Source organism: Agarivorans sp. QJM3NY_29 (genome assembly GCF_050870835.2).
In the GTDB taxonomy this organism is placed as follows: domain Bacteria; phylum Pseudomonadota; class Gammaproteobacteria; order Enterobacterales; family Celerinatantimonadaceae; genus Agarivorans.
In genome coordinates this window covers 1,749,430-1,765,942 of the sequence record NZ_CP194036.2, presented here as the reverse complement: position 1 = coordinate 1,765,942, position 16,513 = coordinate 1,749,430, and the positions used below count along the sequence as shown (strand labels likewise).

16 protein-coding genes are annotated in these 16,513 nt (G+C 46.0%); 15 read left to right on the top strand and 1 reads right to left on the bottom strand.

Translation table 11 applies throughout. The annotated features are described in order from the left end of the window. The first annotated feature begins 46 nt into the window (after positions 1–46). The 4 genes from ACRRS0_RS08110 to lnt are packed head-to-tail and all read left to right on the top strand — an operon-like array spanning position 47 to position 4,003. On the top strand, positions 47–1,105 hold the full coding sequence (locus tag ACRRS0_RS08110; RefSeq protein ID WP_432453704.1) for a PhoH family protein: 1,059 nt from the start codon (positions 47–49) through the stop codon (positions 1,103–1,105). Between the two features lies 1 nt (position 1,106). Next, positions 1,107–1,553: an rRNA maturation RNase YbeY gene (gene ybeY, locus ACRRS0_RS08105; protein ID WP_432453705.1), complete on the top strand. Its 447-nt coding sequence runs from the start codon at positions 1,107–1,109 to the stop codon at positions 1,551–1,553. 22 nt (positions 1,554–1,575) lie between these two features. Continuing rightward, complete coding sequence (corC, locus tag ACRRS0_RS08100; RefSeq protein ID WP_432453706.1) at positions 1,576–2,460, top strand: CNNM family magnesium/cobalt transport protein CorC; 885 nt, start codon at positions 1,576–1,578, stop codon at positions 2,458–2,460. Position 2,461: 1 nt separating this feature from the next. Continuing rightward, complete coding sequence (lnt, locus tag ACRRS0_RS08095; protein ID WP_432453707.1) at positions 2,462–4,003, top strand: apolipoprotein N-acyltransferase; 1,542 nt, start codon at positions 2,462–2,464, stop codon at positions 4,001–4,003. Here the strand turns inward: lnt and ACRRS0_RS08090 are convergent. Further along, a complete protein-coding gene (locus ACRRS0_RS08090; RefSeq protein WP_432453708.1) occupies positions 4,000–4,494 on the bottom strand; it encodes a zinc ribbon-containing protein in 495 nt (164 codons plus the stop codon). The two genes, lnt and ACRRS0_RS08090, sit on opposite strands and share 4 nt — an antisense overlap. Before the next feature lie 325 nt (positions 4,495–4,819). Here ACRRS0_RS08090 and leuS point away from each other — a divergent pair, with 325 nt between their 5' ends. The 11 genes from leuS (at position 4,820) to ACRRS0_RS08035 (ending at position 16,504) form a co-directional block, all read left to right on the top strand. Then, entirely contained in the window at positions 4,820–7,399 is a 2,580-nt protein-coding gene (gene leuS, locus ACRRS0_RS08085) for a leucine--tRNA ligase (protein ID WP_432453709.1), read from the top strand. Positions 7,400–7,450: 51 nt separating this feature from the next. Continuing rightward, positions 7,451–7,945 carry an LPS assembly lipoprotein LptE gene (locus tag ACRRS0_RS08080; protein ID WP_432453710.1) on the top strand — a complete coding sequence of 165 codons (495 nt, stop codon included), beginning with the start codon at positions 7,451–7,453 and terminating at the stop codon, positions 7,943–7,945. A gap of 1 nt (position 7,946) precedes the next feature. After that, positions 7,947–8,957: a DNA polymerase III subunit delta gene (holA, locus tag ACRRS0_RS08075; protein ID WP_432453711.1), complete on the top strand. Its 1,011-nt coding sequence runs from the start codon at positions 7,947–7,949 to the stop codon at positions 8,955–8,957. Continuing rightward, positions 8,944–9,603 (top strand): nicotinate-nucleotide adenylyltransferase, encoded by a 660-nt coding sequence (gene nadD / locus ACRRS0_RS08070; RefSeq protein WP_432453712.1) that lies wholly within the window; start codon positions 8,944–8,946, stop codon positions 9,601–9,603. Before holA ends, nadD begins: the two co-directional genes overlap by 14 nt. Positions 9,604–9,660: 57 nt before the next feature. Continuing rightward, positions 9,661–10,005, top strand: coding sequence for a ribosome silencing factor (gene rsfS / locus ACRRS0_RS08065; RefSeq protein WP_432453713.1), 345 nt, complete (start codon positions 9,661–9,663; stop codon positions 10,003–10,005). Next, the gene (gene rlmH / locus ACRRS0_RS08060; protein WP_432453714.1) at positions 10,002–10,472 is read left to right on the top strand and encodes a 23S rRNA (pseudouridine(1915)-N(3))-methyltransferase RlmH; all 471 of its coding nucleotides are present in this window, start codon (positions 10,002–10,004) and stop codon (positions 10,470–10,472) included. The genes rsfS and rlmH overlap by 4 nt, the downstream gene beginning before the upstream one ends. Positions 10,473–10,482: 10 nt before the next feature. Next, positions 10,483–12,348, top strand: coding sequence for a penicillin-binding protein 2 (gene mrdA, locus ACRRS0_RS08055; protein WP_432453715.1), 1,866 nt, complete (start codon positions 10,483–10,485; stop codon positions 12,346–12,348). Continuing rightward, positions 12,348–13,460, top strand: coding sequence for a rod shape-determining protein RodA (gene rodA, locus ACRRS0_RS08050; protein WP_432453716.1), 1,113 nt, complete (start codon positions 12,348–12,350; stop codon positions 13,458–13,460). Before mrdA ends, rodA begins: the two co-directional genes overlap by 1 nt. An 8-nt stretch (positions 13,461–13,468) precedes the next feature. Further along, on the top strand, positions 13,469–14,440 hold the full coding sequence (gene mltB, locus ACRRS0_RS08045) for a lytic murein transglycosylase B (protein ID WP_432453717.1): 972 nt from the start codon (positions 13,469–13,471) through the stop codon (positions 14,438–14,440). After that, the gene (locus tag ACRRS0_RS08040; protein WP_432453718.1) at positions 14,430–15,236 is read left to right on the top strand and encodes a septal ring lytic transglycosylase RlpA family protein; all 807 of its coding nucleotides are present in this window, start codon (positions 14,430–14,432) and stop codon (positions 15,234–15,236) included. Before mltB ends, ACRRS0_RS08040 begins: the two co-directional genes overlap by 11 nt. A 92-nt stretch (positions 15,237–15,328) precedes the next feature. Continuing rightward, positions 15,329–16,504 (top strand): serine hydrolase, encoded by a 1,176-nt coding sequence (locus ACRRS0_RS08035; protein ID WP_432453719.1) that lies wholly within the window; start codon positions 15,329–15,331, stop codon positions 16,502–16,504. The last annotated feature ends 9 nt before the right edge of the window (positions 16,505–16,513 follow it).

Sequence of the window (16,513 nt, the reverse complement as noted above, 5' to 3'; positions counted from 1 at the left end):
CTTAAGGAGTAGCGGCAGGTTTCTTAAAACCTGCCCATAAAACAATTTGAGTAATAAAATCAATTCCATTGAAATTTATCTGGAGCCCGCTTCCAGCCCTCGTCTCGCTCAATTATGTGGCCCTCTCGATGACAACCTCAAACAGTTAGAAAAACGCTTAGGGGTTGAAATCAGCTATCGGAATAATCAATTTCAAATTACCGGTCGTCATGGCATCTGTCTAATTACGGCGAGTATTTTGCGCACTCTTTACGTAGAGACGGCACCTCTTAAAGGTGGAGATATACCGGAGTTAAGTCCCGAAAAAGTGCACCTCGCTATTCAAGAGAGCCAAGCCCTGGAGCAAGACGAAGAAGGGAGCCCTCACTACGGCAAGCAGTTAAACATTAAGACCAAACGGGGCGTCATCAAACCACGCACCCCAAATCAAGCCACTTATATTAGCAACATGCTTGGTCACGATGTCACTTTTGGTATTGGCCCTGCTGGTACGGGTAAAACTTACCTCGCGGTAGCATGTGCGGTGGATGCCTTAGAACGTCAGGAAGTGAGACGAATTTTGCTCACCCGCCCAGCCGTTGAGGCAGGTGAAAAATTGGGTTTCTTACCCGGCGATTTAAGCCAAAAGGTTGACCCATATTTACGTCCACTTTATGACGCACTATTTGAAATGCTTGGTTTTGAAAAGGTTGAACGACTCATCGAGCGCAATGTGATTGAAGTCGCACCACTAGCTTACATGCGTGGCCGAACCCTGAATGATGCCTACGTTATTTTAGACGAAAGTCAAAATACAACTGTAGAGCAGATGAAAATGTTTTTGACTCGAATTGGCTTTAACTCGCGCGCGGTGATCACCGGAGATATTACTCAAGTCGACTTACCTCGCCATCAAAAATCTGGCTTGCGGCATGCCATCGAAGTACTGAGCGAAGTGGAAGCTTTAAGTTTTAACTTCTTCCAAGCCGCAGATGTGGTGCGCCATCCAATTGTCGCCGCGATCGTCGAAGCCTACGAGCAACAAGATGAACGAGACCGTATTGCAACTGAAAAACAACAGCAACGCCGTGCCACTCAGCAGCTCAATCAAACGAGTGAGCAATAAAATGGCGATGGTTGATTTACAGATCGCCACAGGTGATAAACAAAACTTGCCTACCGTAAGCGCTTTTGAAGCTTGGCTAAATGCGACCCTAGTTGAACAAGCGCAAGATATCGAATTAACCATTCGCATCGTCGATGAAGCAGAAAGTCAGGCGCTCAATCACCAATACCGAAATAAGGATAAACCCACCAACGTATTATCCTTCCCCTTTCAGGCTCCTCCCGGAATACAATTGCCTTTATTGGGTGATTTAGTAATATGTCGACAAGTGGTTGAATACGAAGCCCAACAGCAGGGTAAAGCTGTTTTCGACCATTGGGCACACATGGTTGTACATGGTTGCCTTCATCTGCTAGGTTATGATCATATTGATGAGCAAGACGCAATAGAAATGGAAGCTTTAGAAGTTGCCGTGCTCACCAAACTGGGTATTAGCGACCCCTATTAAACAACTAGGTAAAAACAAGTATATGAGCGACGACAACCCTCACTCGAGCAACGGCTCAGCTAAAAAAGGTTGGCTAGACAAAATAGTTCAACTCATGCAAGGCGAGCCGAAGAGTAAAGAGGACTTGGTAGAAGTAATTCAAGACGCCAATCAACGCGAGCTGATCGACCAAAATACCCGCGAGATGATCGAAGGGGTGCTCGATGTATCGAGTCAACGAGTGAGAGACATTATGATCCCTCGCTCCCAGATGGTCACGTTAGACATCAGCCAAACCATCGCTGAAATTTTACCAACACTTACCGAAGCGCGACACTCGCGATTTCCGGTGATAAATGAAGACAAGGACCATATCGAAGGTATTTTGCTCGCCAAAGACCTACTCGGCTATGCGTTCAGTCAAGATGCAGCCAGCACACCACTGAGCCAAGTGATTCGCCCCGCGGTGGTGGTACCAGAAAGTAAACGCATCGATAAGTTATTAAAAGAATTCCGTAGCAAACGCTACCATATGGCCATTGTGGTGGATGAGTTTGGCGGCGTCTCTGGCCTTGTAACCATCGAGGACATTTTAGAAATCATCGTAGGCGATATTGAAGATGAATTCGCCAACGAAGAAAGTCTGCAAGATGACATTCGCCGAATTAATGACAAAACCTACTCAGTGAATGCCTTGACCGACATCGAAGATTTTAATCATTATTTTAAATCTAATTTTAGTGATGACGAAGTAGATACTATCGGCGGCTTGGTGACCCATGCCTTCGGCCATCTTCCTGGACGAGGTGAAAGTATTACCGTAGAAGGTTACCATTTCAAAATTCGCACCGCAGACCGCCGTCGCTTAGTCCAGCTACAGGTCAGCATTCCTGAAGAGAATGCCAATCAATTGAATATACAAGACTAATATGCCCTTATTGTTAAGCCCGCGGCTAAGTCTATTAGCCGCTTTAGTCAGTGGTTTAATCGCCCCTTTTGCCTTTGCTCCCTATGGTTATTGGCCACTCATGCCACTATCATTACTGGCTTTATTAGGACTACTCAAGCCCAGTCGTTCCGGTTTTAAGCTCGGTTTCTGTTATGGTTTAGGCTGGTTTGGTTACGGGGTTCACTGGGTCCATGTGAGCATGGCCGAATTTGGCGGAATGCCATTGATAGCCAGCCTCAGTTTAATGGCCTTATTAACCTGTTATTTAGCGCTTTATCCCGCCCTCGCTTGCTACTTAGCCAATCAATGGCGAGGAAAACGCCGTTGGGTATTTTACTTGGCTTGGTTTCCCGCTTGCTGGCTACTCAGCGAATGGTTAAGAAGTTGGGTTCTCACTGGTTTTCCTTGGTTACAACCTGGCTATAGCCAAATCGACTCTCCATTGGCGAGCATCGCCCCAATATTTGGCTTATACGGCGTCACTTGGTTAGTCTTGCTGTTGGCTGCTGCGAGTGCCCTGCTAATCACCATTCAAGGAAAAATGCGCTGGCTAGCCGCTGTTATAGTCGCGACTCCGCTACTTGTCGGCTGGTTATTTCAAGGCCACGCTTGGACCACCGCGCAGACACCAATTCAAGTCGCTTTAGTGCAAGGAGACGTACCATTAGACATCAAATGGTTACCCGAGAATCGTGCTGAGAGCTTGAGCATGTATCAACAACAAACCCTAAACATAGAACAAGCCGATGTGATTATTTGGCCAGAGTCGGCGATTGCAGCCATCGAATATCAAGTGATCGACTTTCTGCATGACTTAGATGGACAATTACTCCAGCGGCAACAAGCATTGATCACTGGCGTCATCGCTCATGACCTACAAAGCAATCGCTACTACAACGCGCTAATCACCCTAGGGCAGCAAACCGAGCAAGTTGCTGCCAGCGCCAGTTACTACTACGAAAACCCTAATCGTTATTATAAGAATCACTTATTACCGATCGGCGAGTTTGTTCCCTTCGAGGATTTGTTAAGACCTCTCGCGCCATATTTTAATTTGCCAATGTCTTCATTCGCCCGCGGTGAAGAAAACCAAAATAATTTACAGGTAAAAGGACATCACTGGCTTGCAGCCATTTGTTATGAGATCGCCTTTGGTGAGCTACTCAGGCCACAATTAACCGATACAACGGATGCCATTGTAACAGTGAGTAACGACGCTTGGTTTGGCCATTCCATTGGACCTCAGCAGCATTTAGAAATTGCTCGCATGCGCGCTCTCGAATTTGGCCGTCCAGTGCTACGGTCAACGAATACCGGGGTCACTGCAATTATTAATCGCTTTGGCAAGATCCAACAACGAGCGCCAGAATATCAACAGCTGACTCTCAGCGGTGCGGTCACGCCAGCTACTGGCGCGACGCCCTATCAACGCTTGGGTTTATGGCCAATCGCCTTGCTCATCCTATTCGGTTTTGCCACGGCTCTGCCCTACTGGCTAAAACGCCGCTCAGTCAAAGCTTAATCCTCCACATGGCTCATGGGGTGGCGATAGAAACGCTCCCCTTGGCATTTCGGACAAGCATCGATAATGGTGGGGTGCCATAGGGCGGTGTGCTCACCACATTGAGCACATTCAAGAACCCCCAAACCAATCAACTCTCCACGCTGGTAAATACCTTGATGTTGCAGATCACCAAGCAACTCATGCCATTCCACTTGGCTCGGGTCACTTAATTTGGCTAACCAATACCAAATACTCTGTTTAAGCATCTCCATCGACGGACTTTCCTCATAGGCGCGACGATAGTCATCCCGCCAGTCACTCAAGTCTCGTCGCACGTAGTTAGCAATCAGCTGCCATTCATCCTTACTTAAGTCACTCGCTGCATGCAAATACTCTTGAGTGGCATCAATGAGTTTAGATAACTCCTCACGACTCACTTCGCCACTTTGCTGAATACGCTGTTCTAAATCTTTAACAAAGGCCTGATAGGCTTTAATTCGTTTTGGCATACCCACCCACTCCTTAAGATTAGCTTCTTAGTTAAGCATAGCCTGTTTGCTTACCTATGAATGTGCGCTAAACACAGTTTATTCTGGAATACCAATCGACTGTAGACAGCATGCCATGGCGCTTTATCAAAAACTGACTTTCGTTTATCTCCGAGAAAATCCCTACTCATTTGTGATAAAAAACCAAGCACAACAAACCTCAACACAAAGATAAACAGGGCCTAGCTATTGTTGTCAGCAAGCGGACTCGGTATCCTATGCGGATCGAGTACGGTAGCATATGCTACCATGTCCAAATTTTGGTTCATTCTGGAAGAATCCACAGATGCAAGAGCAATACAATCCACGTGAAATTGAAACCAAAGTGCAACAGCACTGGGAGCAAGCACAAACGTTTAAAGTCGTTGAACAGCCAGGGAAAGAAAAATTTTATTGTCTGTCGATGTTCCCCTACCCAAGTGGTCGTTTACACATGGGCCACGTGCGCAACTACACCATTGGTGATGTCGTATCACGCTACCAGCGCATGCAGGGTAAAAATGTGATGCAACCAATGGGTTGGGATGCTTTTGGTTTACCTGCCGAAAACGCTGCGATTAACAACAATACCGCACCAGCTAAATGGACTTACGAAAACATTGAGTACATGAAAACTCAGCTAAAACAGCTAGGCTTCGGTTACGACTGGGACCGCGAGCTGGCAACTTGTAAGCCAGATTACTATCGTTGGGAGCAGTGGTTTTTCACCAAGCTTTATGAGAAAGGTTTAGTTTACAAAAAAATGGCCACCGTGAATTGGGACCCGGTCGATCAAACCGTACTCGCCAATGAACAAGTGATCGACGGTCGCGGCTGGCGCTCTGGAGCTTTAGTTGAGCAAAAAGATATTCCGCAGTGGTTTATTAAGATCACCGCTTATGCGCAAGAGCTATTAGATGACTTAGACCAGCTAGATGACTGGCCAGAACAAGTTAAAACCATGCAACGAAACTGGATCGGCCGCTCCGAAGGCGTCGAAATGCAGTTTGGTTTAGAAAATAGCGACCAACAATTCTCAATTTACACGACCCGCCCTGACACCGTCATGGGGGTCACTTATGTGGGTATCGCAGCACAGCACCCACTCGCCCTAGAAGCTGCAAAAACCAACCCAGACTTAGCCACTTTCATAGATGAATGTAAAAACAACAAAGTAGCCGAAGCCGATATGGCGACGATGGAGAAGAAAGGCATGGCCACCGGGCTAAATGCCGTTCATCCGCTAACTGGCAAGCTGGTGCCAATTTGGGTGGCTAACTTTGTATTAATGGGTTACGGCTCTGGAGCTGTCATGGCGGTTCCCGCCCACGACCAACGAGACTATGAATTTGCTCAAGCCTACGGCTTAGAAATTGTTGGTGTAATTAAACCAAGCGATGCAGCACTAGACCTATCAGAGCAAGCCTTTACCGAAAAAGGCGAGGTGTTCAACTCTGGTGAATTTGACGGCTTAGAATTTAAGGCCGCTTTTGATGCGGTAGCCGCCAAACTTGAATCGATTGGCAAAGGGAGCAAACAGGTTAACTTTCGCCTACGAGACTGGGGCGTTAGCCGACAGCGCTATTGGGGTACCCCCATTCCAATGCTTAACCTTGCCAATGGTGATGTGGTTCCCGTCCCAGAAGACCAACTACCAGTTGTGCTACCAGAAGACGTAGTGATGAATGGCGTCACCTCGCCAATCAAAGCCGACCCGGAGTGGGCAAAAACTGAGTTTGAAGGGCAAGTAGCCTTCCATGAAACCGACACCTTCGATACCTTTATGGAATCCAGCTGGTATTACGCTCGTTACTGTAGCGCCAATAATCAGGATGTGATGCTCGACCCCGAGCAAGCCAACTACTGGCTACCAGTCGATCAATATATCGGCGGGATCGAACATGCCATCTTGCACTTATTATATGCTCGTTTCTTCCACAAATTATTACGCGATGCTGGTTTAGTCGAGTCAGACGAACCTTTCAAACGCTTATTAACTCAAGGAATGGTACTTGCCGATGCCTTCTACTATGAAGACGAAAAAGGCGGCAAAGTATGGGTTTCGCCTGTCGATGCAATTACCGAAAAAGACGAAAAAGGCCGAATTACTAGCGCCAAAACAGCCACTGGAAAAGTCTTGGTTTACGCTGGTATGAGCAAGATGTCGAAATCGAAAAATAACGGTATTGACCCGCAAGTGATGGTAGACAAATACGGGGCTGATACGGTTCGTTTGTTCATGATGTTTGCGGCTCCGGCAGAGCAAACACTTGAATGGCAAGATAGTGCTGTAGAAGGCTCGCTACGCTTTTTGCGTCGAATTTGGAAGTTCAGCTTTGAACATATTAACGCAGGCACAGCGGGCGCAGTCAATCTGGCAAGCCTCAGTACCCAGCAAAAAGATCTACGCCGTGAAGTACACAAAACCATTGCCAAAGTAAGTGATGATGTTGGCCGTCGTCAAACCTTTAATACAGCGATTGCTGCAATTATGGAATTGATGAACAAACTGACGAAAGCTGACCAGTCTGATGCAAATACTCGTGCGGTAACCCGCGAAGCAATCAACGCCGTGGTATTAATGCTATCGCCTATCACCCCTCATATTTGTGACCAACTTTGGACACTTTTGGGAAATCAGGGCGAGATTGATACTGCGGATTGGCCTATTGCCGACGAAGACGCCATGGTTGAAGATAGTAAACTCATCGTCATTCAAGTCAATGGCAAGCTACGAGCTAAACTCACCGTAGCCGCTGACGCGAATCAAGACACCGTTCAGGCCTTAGCCATGAGCGATGAAAATGTAAGCAAATTTGTTGATGGAAAAACTGTACGTAAAGTAATTTACGTTGCTGGTAAATTACTCAACATTGTTGCCAACTAAACCTTAGGCGGAGTCTGTTAGCAGATTCCGCCATTTTAAATACGAGCAAGTATGAATCTTAAAAACCTGCGCTATGGATTGCTAATCCTGAGTCTAAGTATACTCAGCGCTTGTGGCTTTGCCCCTCGTGGTAGCTATTTACTCGATGAAAAACTCACCCAAGTTTATTTGTCTTCTAGTGATGAATTTAGCCCCCTAATCCGTGAGCTAAAACGTCAGTTAGCACAAAACAATGTTCAGGTGATTGATTCCCCTCAAGAGGATATTCCCACTCTTCATATTGGTGGTGAAGAAATAAATAAGCGAACCTTGTCATTATTTGCCAATGGACAAGTCGCCGAATATGAGCTGAGTTACCGTGTTGCTGGCTACCTCCAGATTGCCGATGTTGGCAACTACCCACTAACGGTACAATTACACCGAGACTTCCAAGATAACCCCTTAGCCGCTTTAGCCAAGCAACGAGAGCGCGAGCTCCTATACACCGAGTTACGGGGAATGGCCGCCGACCAAATCATGCGTCAATTAGCGACGGTAAGCTGGTAGCATGCGGATCTTCGCCGATCGGCTTGTGCAGCAAGATATCGCGAGCACTCACTGTTTCTTAGTCGCGGGCGAAGAACCACTGATTAAAATCGAAGCCATCGACTATATTCGTCAGCAGCTACAGCAACACGGGCTAGCAGAAGAACGGATAAAATTCACCCAAGACACCGACTTTGAGTGGCCCAGCATTGTTGATGCAATGTCTGAATTATCACTGTTTAGTCAGTATCGGCTGATAGAGCTGCAACTCGATAAAGCTCCTGATAAATCCACACAAACTCAACTTGAGCAAGTGCTCAAATTGGTCAATCCAGAAACGCGATTATTACTCAGCCTGCCTAAACTCAGCAAAACCAGTGAAAAACAGGCTTGGTACCAACAGCTGGAAAAACACGGTTTAGTGGTGATGGTTTATACACCGGAAGGGGGCCAATTACAGGCTTGGATCCGGCAGCGCCTTCAACAACATCATTTAAGCCCAAATCATGAGTTAATCGCCCTCTTGTTGCATTACTACGAGGGTAATTTACTGGCTCTGAATCAAGCAGTTTCTAATATCGCACTGCGTTGGGGGCCACAACTTCCCAGCTTAAAAGAGATTGAATCAGGCTTGTCACATGCCAATCACTTTTCAAGTTTTCAACTAGTAGATGCCTTACTTGCTGGGGAGTTTCAGCGCGGTTTACTGATCATCAAACAGCTCCGTCTAGAAGGCGAAGAACCCACCTTAATAAACTGGGCGCTGGATAAAGAATTTAAACTCTTAGCACTATTGCAACAACAGCCAAGCAACCACCATTCAAGTTTATTTAAACAACATGGGGTATGGAACAAGCGCCAAGGCTTAATCAGTCAGGCTGCTAAACGTTACAACGCGCAGCAAATCAATCGAGCTAGGCTACAAATTGCAGCCATCGACCAAGCGATTAAACAATTTGCTGGAGAGCAAGCTTGGCATCAATTAGAACGTTTAGTTTTCGAACTCGCGTCAGTACAACATGAGCCCGCTTAAATTATTTTTTGGCGGATCCTTTGATCCGATCCACCTTGGCCATTTACGCAGTGCCGAGCAACTACTCACGCAAACCAAGGCTTTAGATTTAACCCTACTCCCAAATGCCTTATCACCATTAAAAGCTCGCCAACATGCCTCTGCAGCCCAACGCAAGCAGCTGCTAGAGCTAGCCTTAATCAATCACCCGAAGTTACATATAGACTGGCGGGAAGTTGATCGAGGCGGCCATTCTTATACCAACGAAACCTTACAGCAATTGGCCACCGAATATCCCACTAACGCGATTGGTTTTGTCATGGGGCTAGACTCATTTAATCAACTCGATCGCTGGCATCATTGGCAAAATTTATGCGATCATGCTCATCTACTGGTCATCGCACGCCCCGGCTACCCCCTCAACATTTCTGAAGCGCTGGCCCAGTGGTTAGCCCCTAAGCACTGCCAGCAGCTACAACAACTCAATCAACAACCTACACAACAACGTGCAGGTAAGGTCTATTTTTGTGAATTAGAACCCATGGCAATTTCATCGACCCAAATTCGTCAGATGCTTTCTAAAGGGGCTAGCTTAGCGCAACTTAAAACGAAACTTTCTCCCGCCGTCGCTCATTATATTGTGCAACATAAGCTCTATGGCGCTTAACCTAGCTTGACCGAGCGTGGTATACTCACTTTTTAGTTCAAATTTGGGGTTGATTTGTTGCAAAACAAAAAGCTAATCGATTTTGTGATCGATAAAATCGAAGATATGAAAGGTCGAGATATTCAAAGTCTAGACGTAAGCCAATTTTCCAGTGTGACCGATACGATGATCATCTGTAGTGGTAATTCTAAACGTCATGTGAAATCCATTGCTGATAATGTGATTGCCGAATCTAGACGCGCAGAATTTGAGGTTATCGGCTTAGAAGGTGTGGCAGAATCTGAATGGGTATTAGTTGATTTAGGCGATGTGGTATTACATATAATGCAAGACAGCGCTCGAGACTTTTATCAACTAGAAAAACTGTGGGCACCAAACCACGCAGAGTCTAAAGCTGGATGAAGATCCAACTAGTGGCGGTCGGCACCAAAATGCCCAGTTGGGTAGAAACCGCTTATCAAGAGTATGCTCGTCGCTTTCCTAAAGATATGCCGCTAGAGCTAGTCGAAGTCAATGCTGGAAAGCGCGGCAAAAATGCCGATATTAAACGCATCCTCGACAAAGAAGGGGAAGCCACCCTTGCGGTGATCCCCAAAGGCAACCGCGTGGTGACTCTGGAAGTAACGGGTAAGCCTTGGACGACCCCTCAGTTAGCACAGCAATTGGAACTCTGGAAAATGGATGGCAGAGATGTCAGCCTATTAATTGGTGGCCCCGAAGGCTTAGCGCCCAGTTGCATCGATATCGCTGAACAACGTTGGTCTCTATCGGCGCTGACGTTGCCTCATCCTATGGTAAGAGTGATCGTTGCTGAAACGCTCTATCGCGCTTGGAGCATTACCGCCAACCATCCTTACCATCGGGAATAGTTACTAAGATATGCCAAGACAACGCGTCGCAATGCGAGATCACTCGGCTGAATCACGATTATTTATTCGTCGTAGTTTGGTCTCGATTGTTGGTATTTTTCTGCTCATTTGTGTGCTTTTAGCAAACCTTTACTATCTGCAATTTGAACAGCATGAAACCTATACCACCCGCTCGGATGATAATCGAATTAAGGTTCTGCCGCTCGCCCCACCCCGAGGTTTAATTTATGACCGAAACGGGGTTCTACTGGCAGAAAATCGGCCCAACTTCAGCATAGAAATTATTCCTGAGAAGGCGAACGATCTCGAGACACTAATCCAGCAGCTCAGCCAGTTGCTAAACTTAAGCGAAACTGACGTTGAACGTTTTTACCAAACTAAACAACATACTCGTCGCTTTAAGCCGGTGGTACTAAAATCACAGCTAAGCGAGCAACAAGTGGCGATGTTTAGTGCCCAACAACATAAATTTCCAGGCGCGAGTATCGAAGCGAGCCTAACTCGATATTATCCCTATGGCGATAGCCTGACTCATCTGCTCGGTTATGTAGCACGCATCAATGTCAAAGACTTACAGCGTTTAGAAAAAGAAAATAAACTTGCCGAATATGATGCAACTCGCACCATCGGTAAACAGGGCATTGAACGTTATTATGAAGAAATCTTACATGGAAACGTTGGCTATCAAGAAGTCGAAGTCAATAACCGGGGACGAATTATTCGCACCATGAAGATTGTCCCCCCGGTACCGGGCAAAGATCTCTACCTCAATGTCGATATTCGTCTTCAATTAAGAGCTCAAAGCCTGTTAGATGGACGCCGTGGCTCCATCATCTTACTTGATACAAAAACCAGTGGGGTACTGGCGATGATTTCTAGCCCAAGCTACGATCCCAATTTATTTGTCAACGGAATTAGCAGCAAGAACTACAACAAATTACTCAATTCAACTGACCGCCCCCTGATTAACCGCGCAACCAAAGGGGTTTACCCTCCTGCATCCACCGTCAAACCGGAGCTAGCGGTGATGGGATTGGAATTAGGCACGATTACTGAACAACAACGAATTTGGGATCCAGGTTGGTTTCAAATTCCGAATACCAAACGTCGCTTCCGCGACTGGAAGCGCTGGGGCCATGGTTGGGTCGATGTATACAAAGCTATCGAACAAAGTGTTGACACCTACTTCTACATGCTAGCCTACGAAACAGGCATCGACCAAATTCATAACTATATGAGTAAGTTTGGTTTTGGTGAATATACTGGCATCGATATCCACGAGGAAAGTCGAGGCAATATGCCGAGTCGGGAATGGAAGCGAGCCCGCTATCGCCAACCTTGGTGGCAAGGCGATACTATCTCGGTAGGGATTGGCCAAGGTTACTGGACCACAACCCCCTTACAACTCGTGCAAGCAACAAATATTTTAGTCAATCGCGGCAAGATCATCTCTCCGAGGATCTTAAAAAGTGTTGGAGACAGCCACTCGCATATTGGCCTTCCGCCACAAATTAAACCGCCAATCGACTTGAAAAACCAAAAGAATTGGCAAATAGCACTCGATGGTATGTATGGTGTAATTAACAAAAGTAACGGTACTGGGCGCCGAGCATTCAAAGGCACAGCCTATAAAGCGGCAGGGAAATCAGGAACCGCACAGGTGGTGAATATCGCCGAAGACCAAGAATATGATGCGGATAAGCTTAAAGAAAAACATCGCGACAATGCCATGTTTGTCGCCTTTGCACCTTTTGATGATCCCCAAGTTGTCACCGTTGTGGTCATCGAAAATGCCGGTGGCGGCAGTAGTAATGCCGCACCGCTCGCTCGTAGTATGTTTGATAGTTATTTTGAAACAAAAGGTAGTGTTCAATAATGGGGAGCTTTAGCCAACAGCAAAACAACTCACTTTGGTGGCGGCTTCATTTAGATTGGCCACTATTACTCGGTTTACTCGCCCTCATAGGCTTAGGGCTATGTGTCCTATACAGTGCCAGTGGCCAAAGTGTTGCCATGCTGAATCGCCAATTAATTCGCCTCGCAGTAGCTGCGGTGGTGATGTTTGTGTTGGCACAAATTCCCCCCGATGTTTATATGCGTTGGACCCCCTTATTTTACTTCAGTGGCCTACTCATGCTACTGGCGGTATTGCTGGTTGGTGATGTTGGTAAAGGAGCGCAACGCTGGCTCGATTTAGGTGTGGTTCGCTTTCAACCTTCAGAAATCATGAAATTGGCAGTACCATTGATGGTGGCACGCTACATTAGTCAACACTCTCTACCGCCGAGTTTAAAACACTTATTTATCGGAACTGCGCTCGCGGTAGCCCCCACCTTATTAATTGCTAAACAACCAGATTTGGGCACCTCGCTATTGGTGGCGACATCTGGCGTATTCGCTCTGTTTTTAGCAGGCATGAGTTGGCGTCTAGTCATCGCAGCCGCTGGTATAATTGCCGCCTTTATACCACTATTGTGGTTTTTCTTAATGCATGATTATCAACGCCAACGGGTATTAACCCTACTCAACCCCGAAAGTGACCCTTTAGGGGCTGGTTATCATATCATCCAATCCAAGATTGCCATCGGCTCCGGAGGTTTCTCTGGCAAAGGCTGGCTGCAAGGCACCCAATCCCAGTTAGATTTTTTACCCGAGCGACACACCGACTTTATTTTTGCCGTATACGCCGAAGAATTTGGCTTTATTGGCGTAATGTTATTACTTTGCCTATATTTTTACGTCATCGGCCGGGGACTATATATCGCAAGCCAAGCGCAAACCGCTTTTGGTCGCTTACTCGCGGGCAGTATTATTCTTACTTTCTTTGTTTACATATTTGTCAATATTGGTATGGTCAGCGGTTTACTACCTGTTGTTGGGGTTCCACTACCTTTAGTCAGCTATGGCGGTACTTCTATCGTGACTCTAATGGCTGGTTTTGGCATTCTAATGTCTGTTCATACCCATAAACGGCTTTATGCCCAATAAGGATTATTATGCGTTGGTGTTATTTGCTGCTTATTATTTGTCAATTGGGAATCAGTTCTGCCTTTGCAGCGAATCAACAGCAACGGCTAACCAGCTTAAGTCAGGAATTAAACATTCCCTTAAAAGATTTACAACAAGCCACTAAACAAGCCCAATTTCAGCAAGCGGTTATCGATGCTATCAGACGCCCTTGGGAAGCAAAACCTTGGTACCAATACCGTGATTTGTTCCTTACTAAGGAGCGTTTAGATGCTGGCCTAGCATTTTGGCAACAACATCAAAAAAGTTTAGCTAAAGCAGAGCAAACGTTTCAAGTCCCCGCAGAAATCATCGTTGCGATCATTGGCGTGGAAACCTATTACGGTCGCCATAAAGGTACTTATTCAGTGCTCGATGCGCTGTATACGCTTGGCTTTCATTACCCCAAACGAGGCCAATTTTTCAGCAAAGAGTTTGGCTATTTTATCAAATTGGCGGAACAACAAGGCTGGGGCTTAGATGAGATTAAAGGCTCTTATGCTGGCGCAATGGGATTCGGACAATTCATTCCCTCAAGCTACTTGTATTATGGGGTCGACTTCGACCAAGACGGGCGTATCGACATGCTCAACAATCCCATCGATGCAATTGGCAGCGTCGCTAATTACTTTAGCCAACATCACTGGAAAATTAACCAACCCGTGGTCCATCCCGCGACAGCGAGTGCAGCCCAAGCCAAACCGTGGTTAAGTGAAGAATTAAAATTAATACATACTTGGCAACAACTCTCCCAAGCTGGCATTGCTAGTGACGACGACTTAAGCGCAGATAAAATGGTTAAGTTGCTACAATTAGAAGAAACTAATGGTTATAGCTATTGGCTCGCGGAACACAATTTTTATGTCATCACTCGTTATAACCGTAGTCCCCTCTATGCCATGGCGGTCTATCAATTTAGCCAACAACTCAAACAAGCAAAGGCGCAACTTGATGCGAATTAATCACACGATGATTAAGCTTTGCTTAAGCCTTGGTCTATTGAGCCTTCTTACGGCTTGTAGCTCATCTCCAAGCGACCAACGTTATGGGATCAGTCAAGATAAGGCCCCAGATAAGGCACCTGAGCTTGCCCACTTGGAAAACCCTGTGCCGCGGTTTGAGCCTTATAGCCGCCAAGGTAATCGAGACTATCGAGTACGTGGGAAAAACTATCAGGTTTGGCAGGATATTGAACAATATGAAGACACCGGTCTAGCATCTTGGTATGGTAAAAAATTTCATGGGCACCTCACCTCTAATGGTGAAATTTACGATATGTACAGTCTTTCCGCTGCCCACAAAAATCTTCCTCTACCAAGCTACGTGGAAGTCACCAACTTAAGCAACCAGCGCTCGGTAATTGTCCGGGTCAATGACCGTGGCCCCTTTTATGAACAGCGAATGATCGATCTCTCCTACGCAGCAGCCTACAAACTAGACATGCTCAAGGCGGGTACCGCCAAGGTAAAAATCAAGTTGCTTCGCTTCGATGATCAAAAAACCAGCCCCGAACCACAAAGCAGCCATCAAGCTCTGTATTTTATCCAACTATTGGCCAGTAAAAACAAACAACAAATCGAACAACATCAACGTCAACTCGACGGCCAAGGTGTAAGCACACAATTAATTTCTGAAAATGGTTGGCAAAAACTTAGAGCTGGACCTTACCAGGATGTCCTCAGCGCCGAGAAAAATTTAGCCCAAATTAAGCAAGGCCAATATAAAGACGCCTATATTATTCATCTAAAAGCAAACTAGTGGATTTAGCGTAGGAACTTACCAACAAGGCTTAAGTTTTGTTATAGTGATGTCCTTCCAAGTTAATTGACTAACAAGCCAAAGAGCCCAACATGATTAAAAATGTATTTCAGCGTGTTAGCTGCGCTTCCGCGCTTCTGATTGTCAGCAATGTGAGCCTTGCCGATGCTGCGCCACAAGTCATTCCAAATGCCCCTATCATTGCGGCAAAAGCTTATTATTTAGTCGACTTTGACTCAGGCACTGTACTCGCTGCCGAAAATGAGGAAAAAAGCCTCGCCCCAGCGAGCCTCACGAAAATAATGACCAGTTACATTATTGGTAAAGAAATAAAATCTGGAAAACTCGATCCGGATGGCATGGTAACCATCAGCGAAAAAGCTTGGTCAAAAAACTTCCCCGACTCTTCCAAAATGTTTATTGAAGTCGGCAAACAAGTTAAAGTCTCAGACCTCAATAAAGGCATTATTATCCAATCTGGAAACGATGCTTGTGTGGCAATGGCCGAGCATATTGCAGGTAGTGAAGACTCTTTCGCCAGCCTGATGAATTCTTGGGCCGCTCACCTAGGTATGGTAAATACTCACTACGTCAACAGCCATGGCCTAGATAACACCGAGCAATACTCTACCGCAAAAGATATTGCGATCCTTGCCAGCGCGGTAATCCGTGATACGCCGGATGAGTATGCAATTTATAAAGAAAAATCTTTTACCTACAACGGCATTACCCAACATAACCGCAATACCCTCCTCTGGGACAAGAGTATTAACGTTGATGGTATGAAAACTGGCCATACTTCGCACGCAGGCTATAGCTTAGTCTCTTCAGCAACCAATAACGGCATGCGCTTAGTCTCGGTTGTAATGGGAACTAATTCAGCAAAAGCCAGAGCCGCCGAAAGTAAAAAGTTACTCAATTGGGGATTCCGCTTCTTCGAAACGGTCAAACCTTACCAAGCGGGTGATAGTTTTGTAGAACAAACCGTATGGATGGCAGACCAAGACAGTGTTTCTTTGGGGGTTGACCAAAATATAGCATTAACGCTACCACGGGGTCAGGCGAGCAAACTACAAGCAAGTTTTGAACTAAAAGAAGAACTCAAAGCACCCTTAACAAAAGGGCAAAAAGTTGGGTCAGTATTTTTCCAAGTCGATGGTAAAGATGTCGCCGAATACCCCTTAGTGGTATTGCAAGACGTAGAACAGGGCGGTCTGTTTAAACGCCTAGTTGACTACATCAAACTATTTTTTGCTTCACTATTTTAATCATACAAG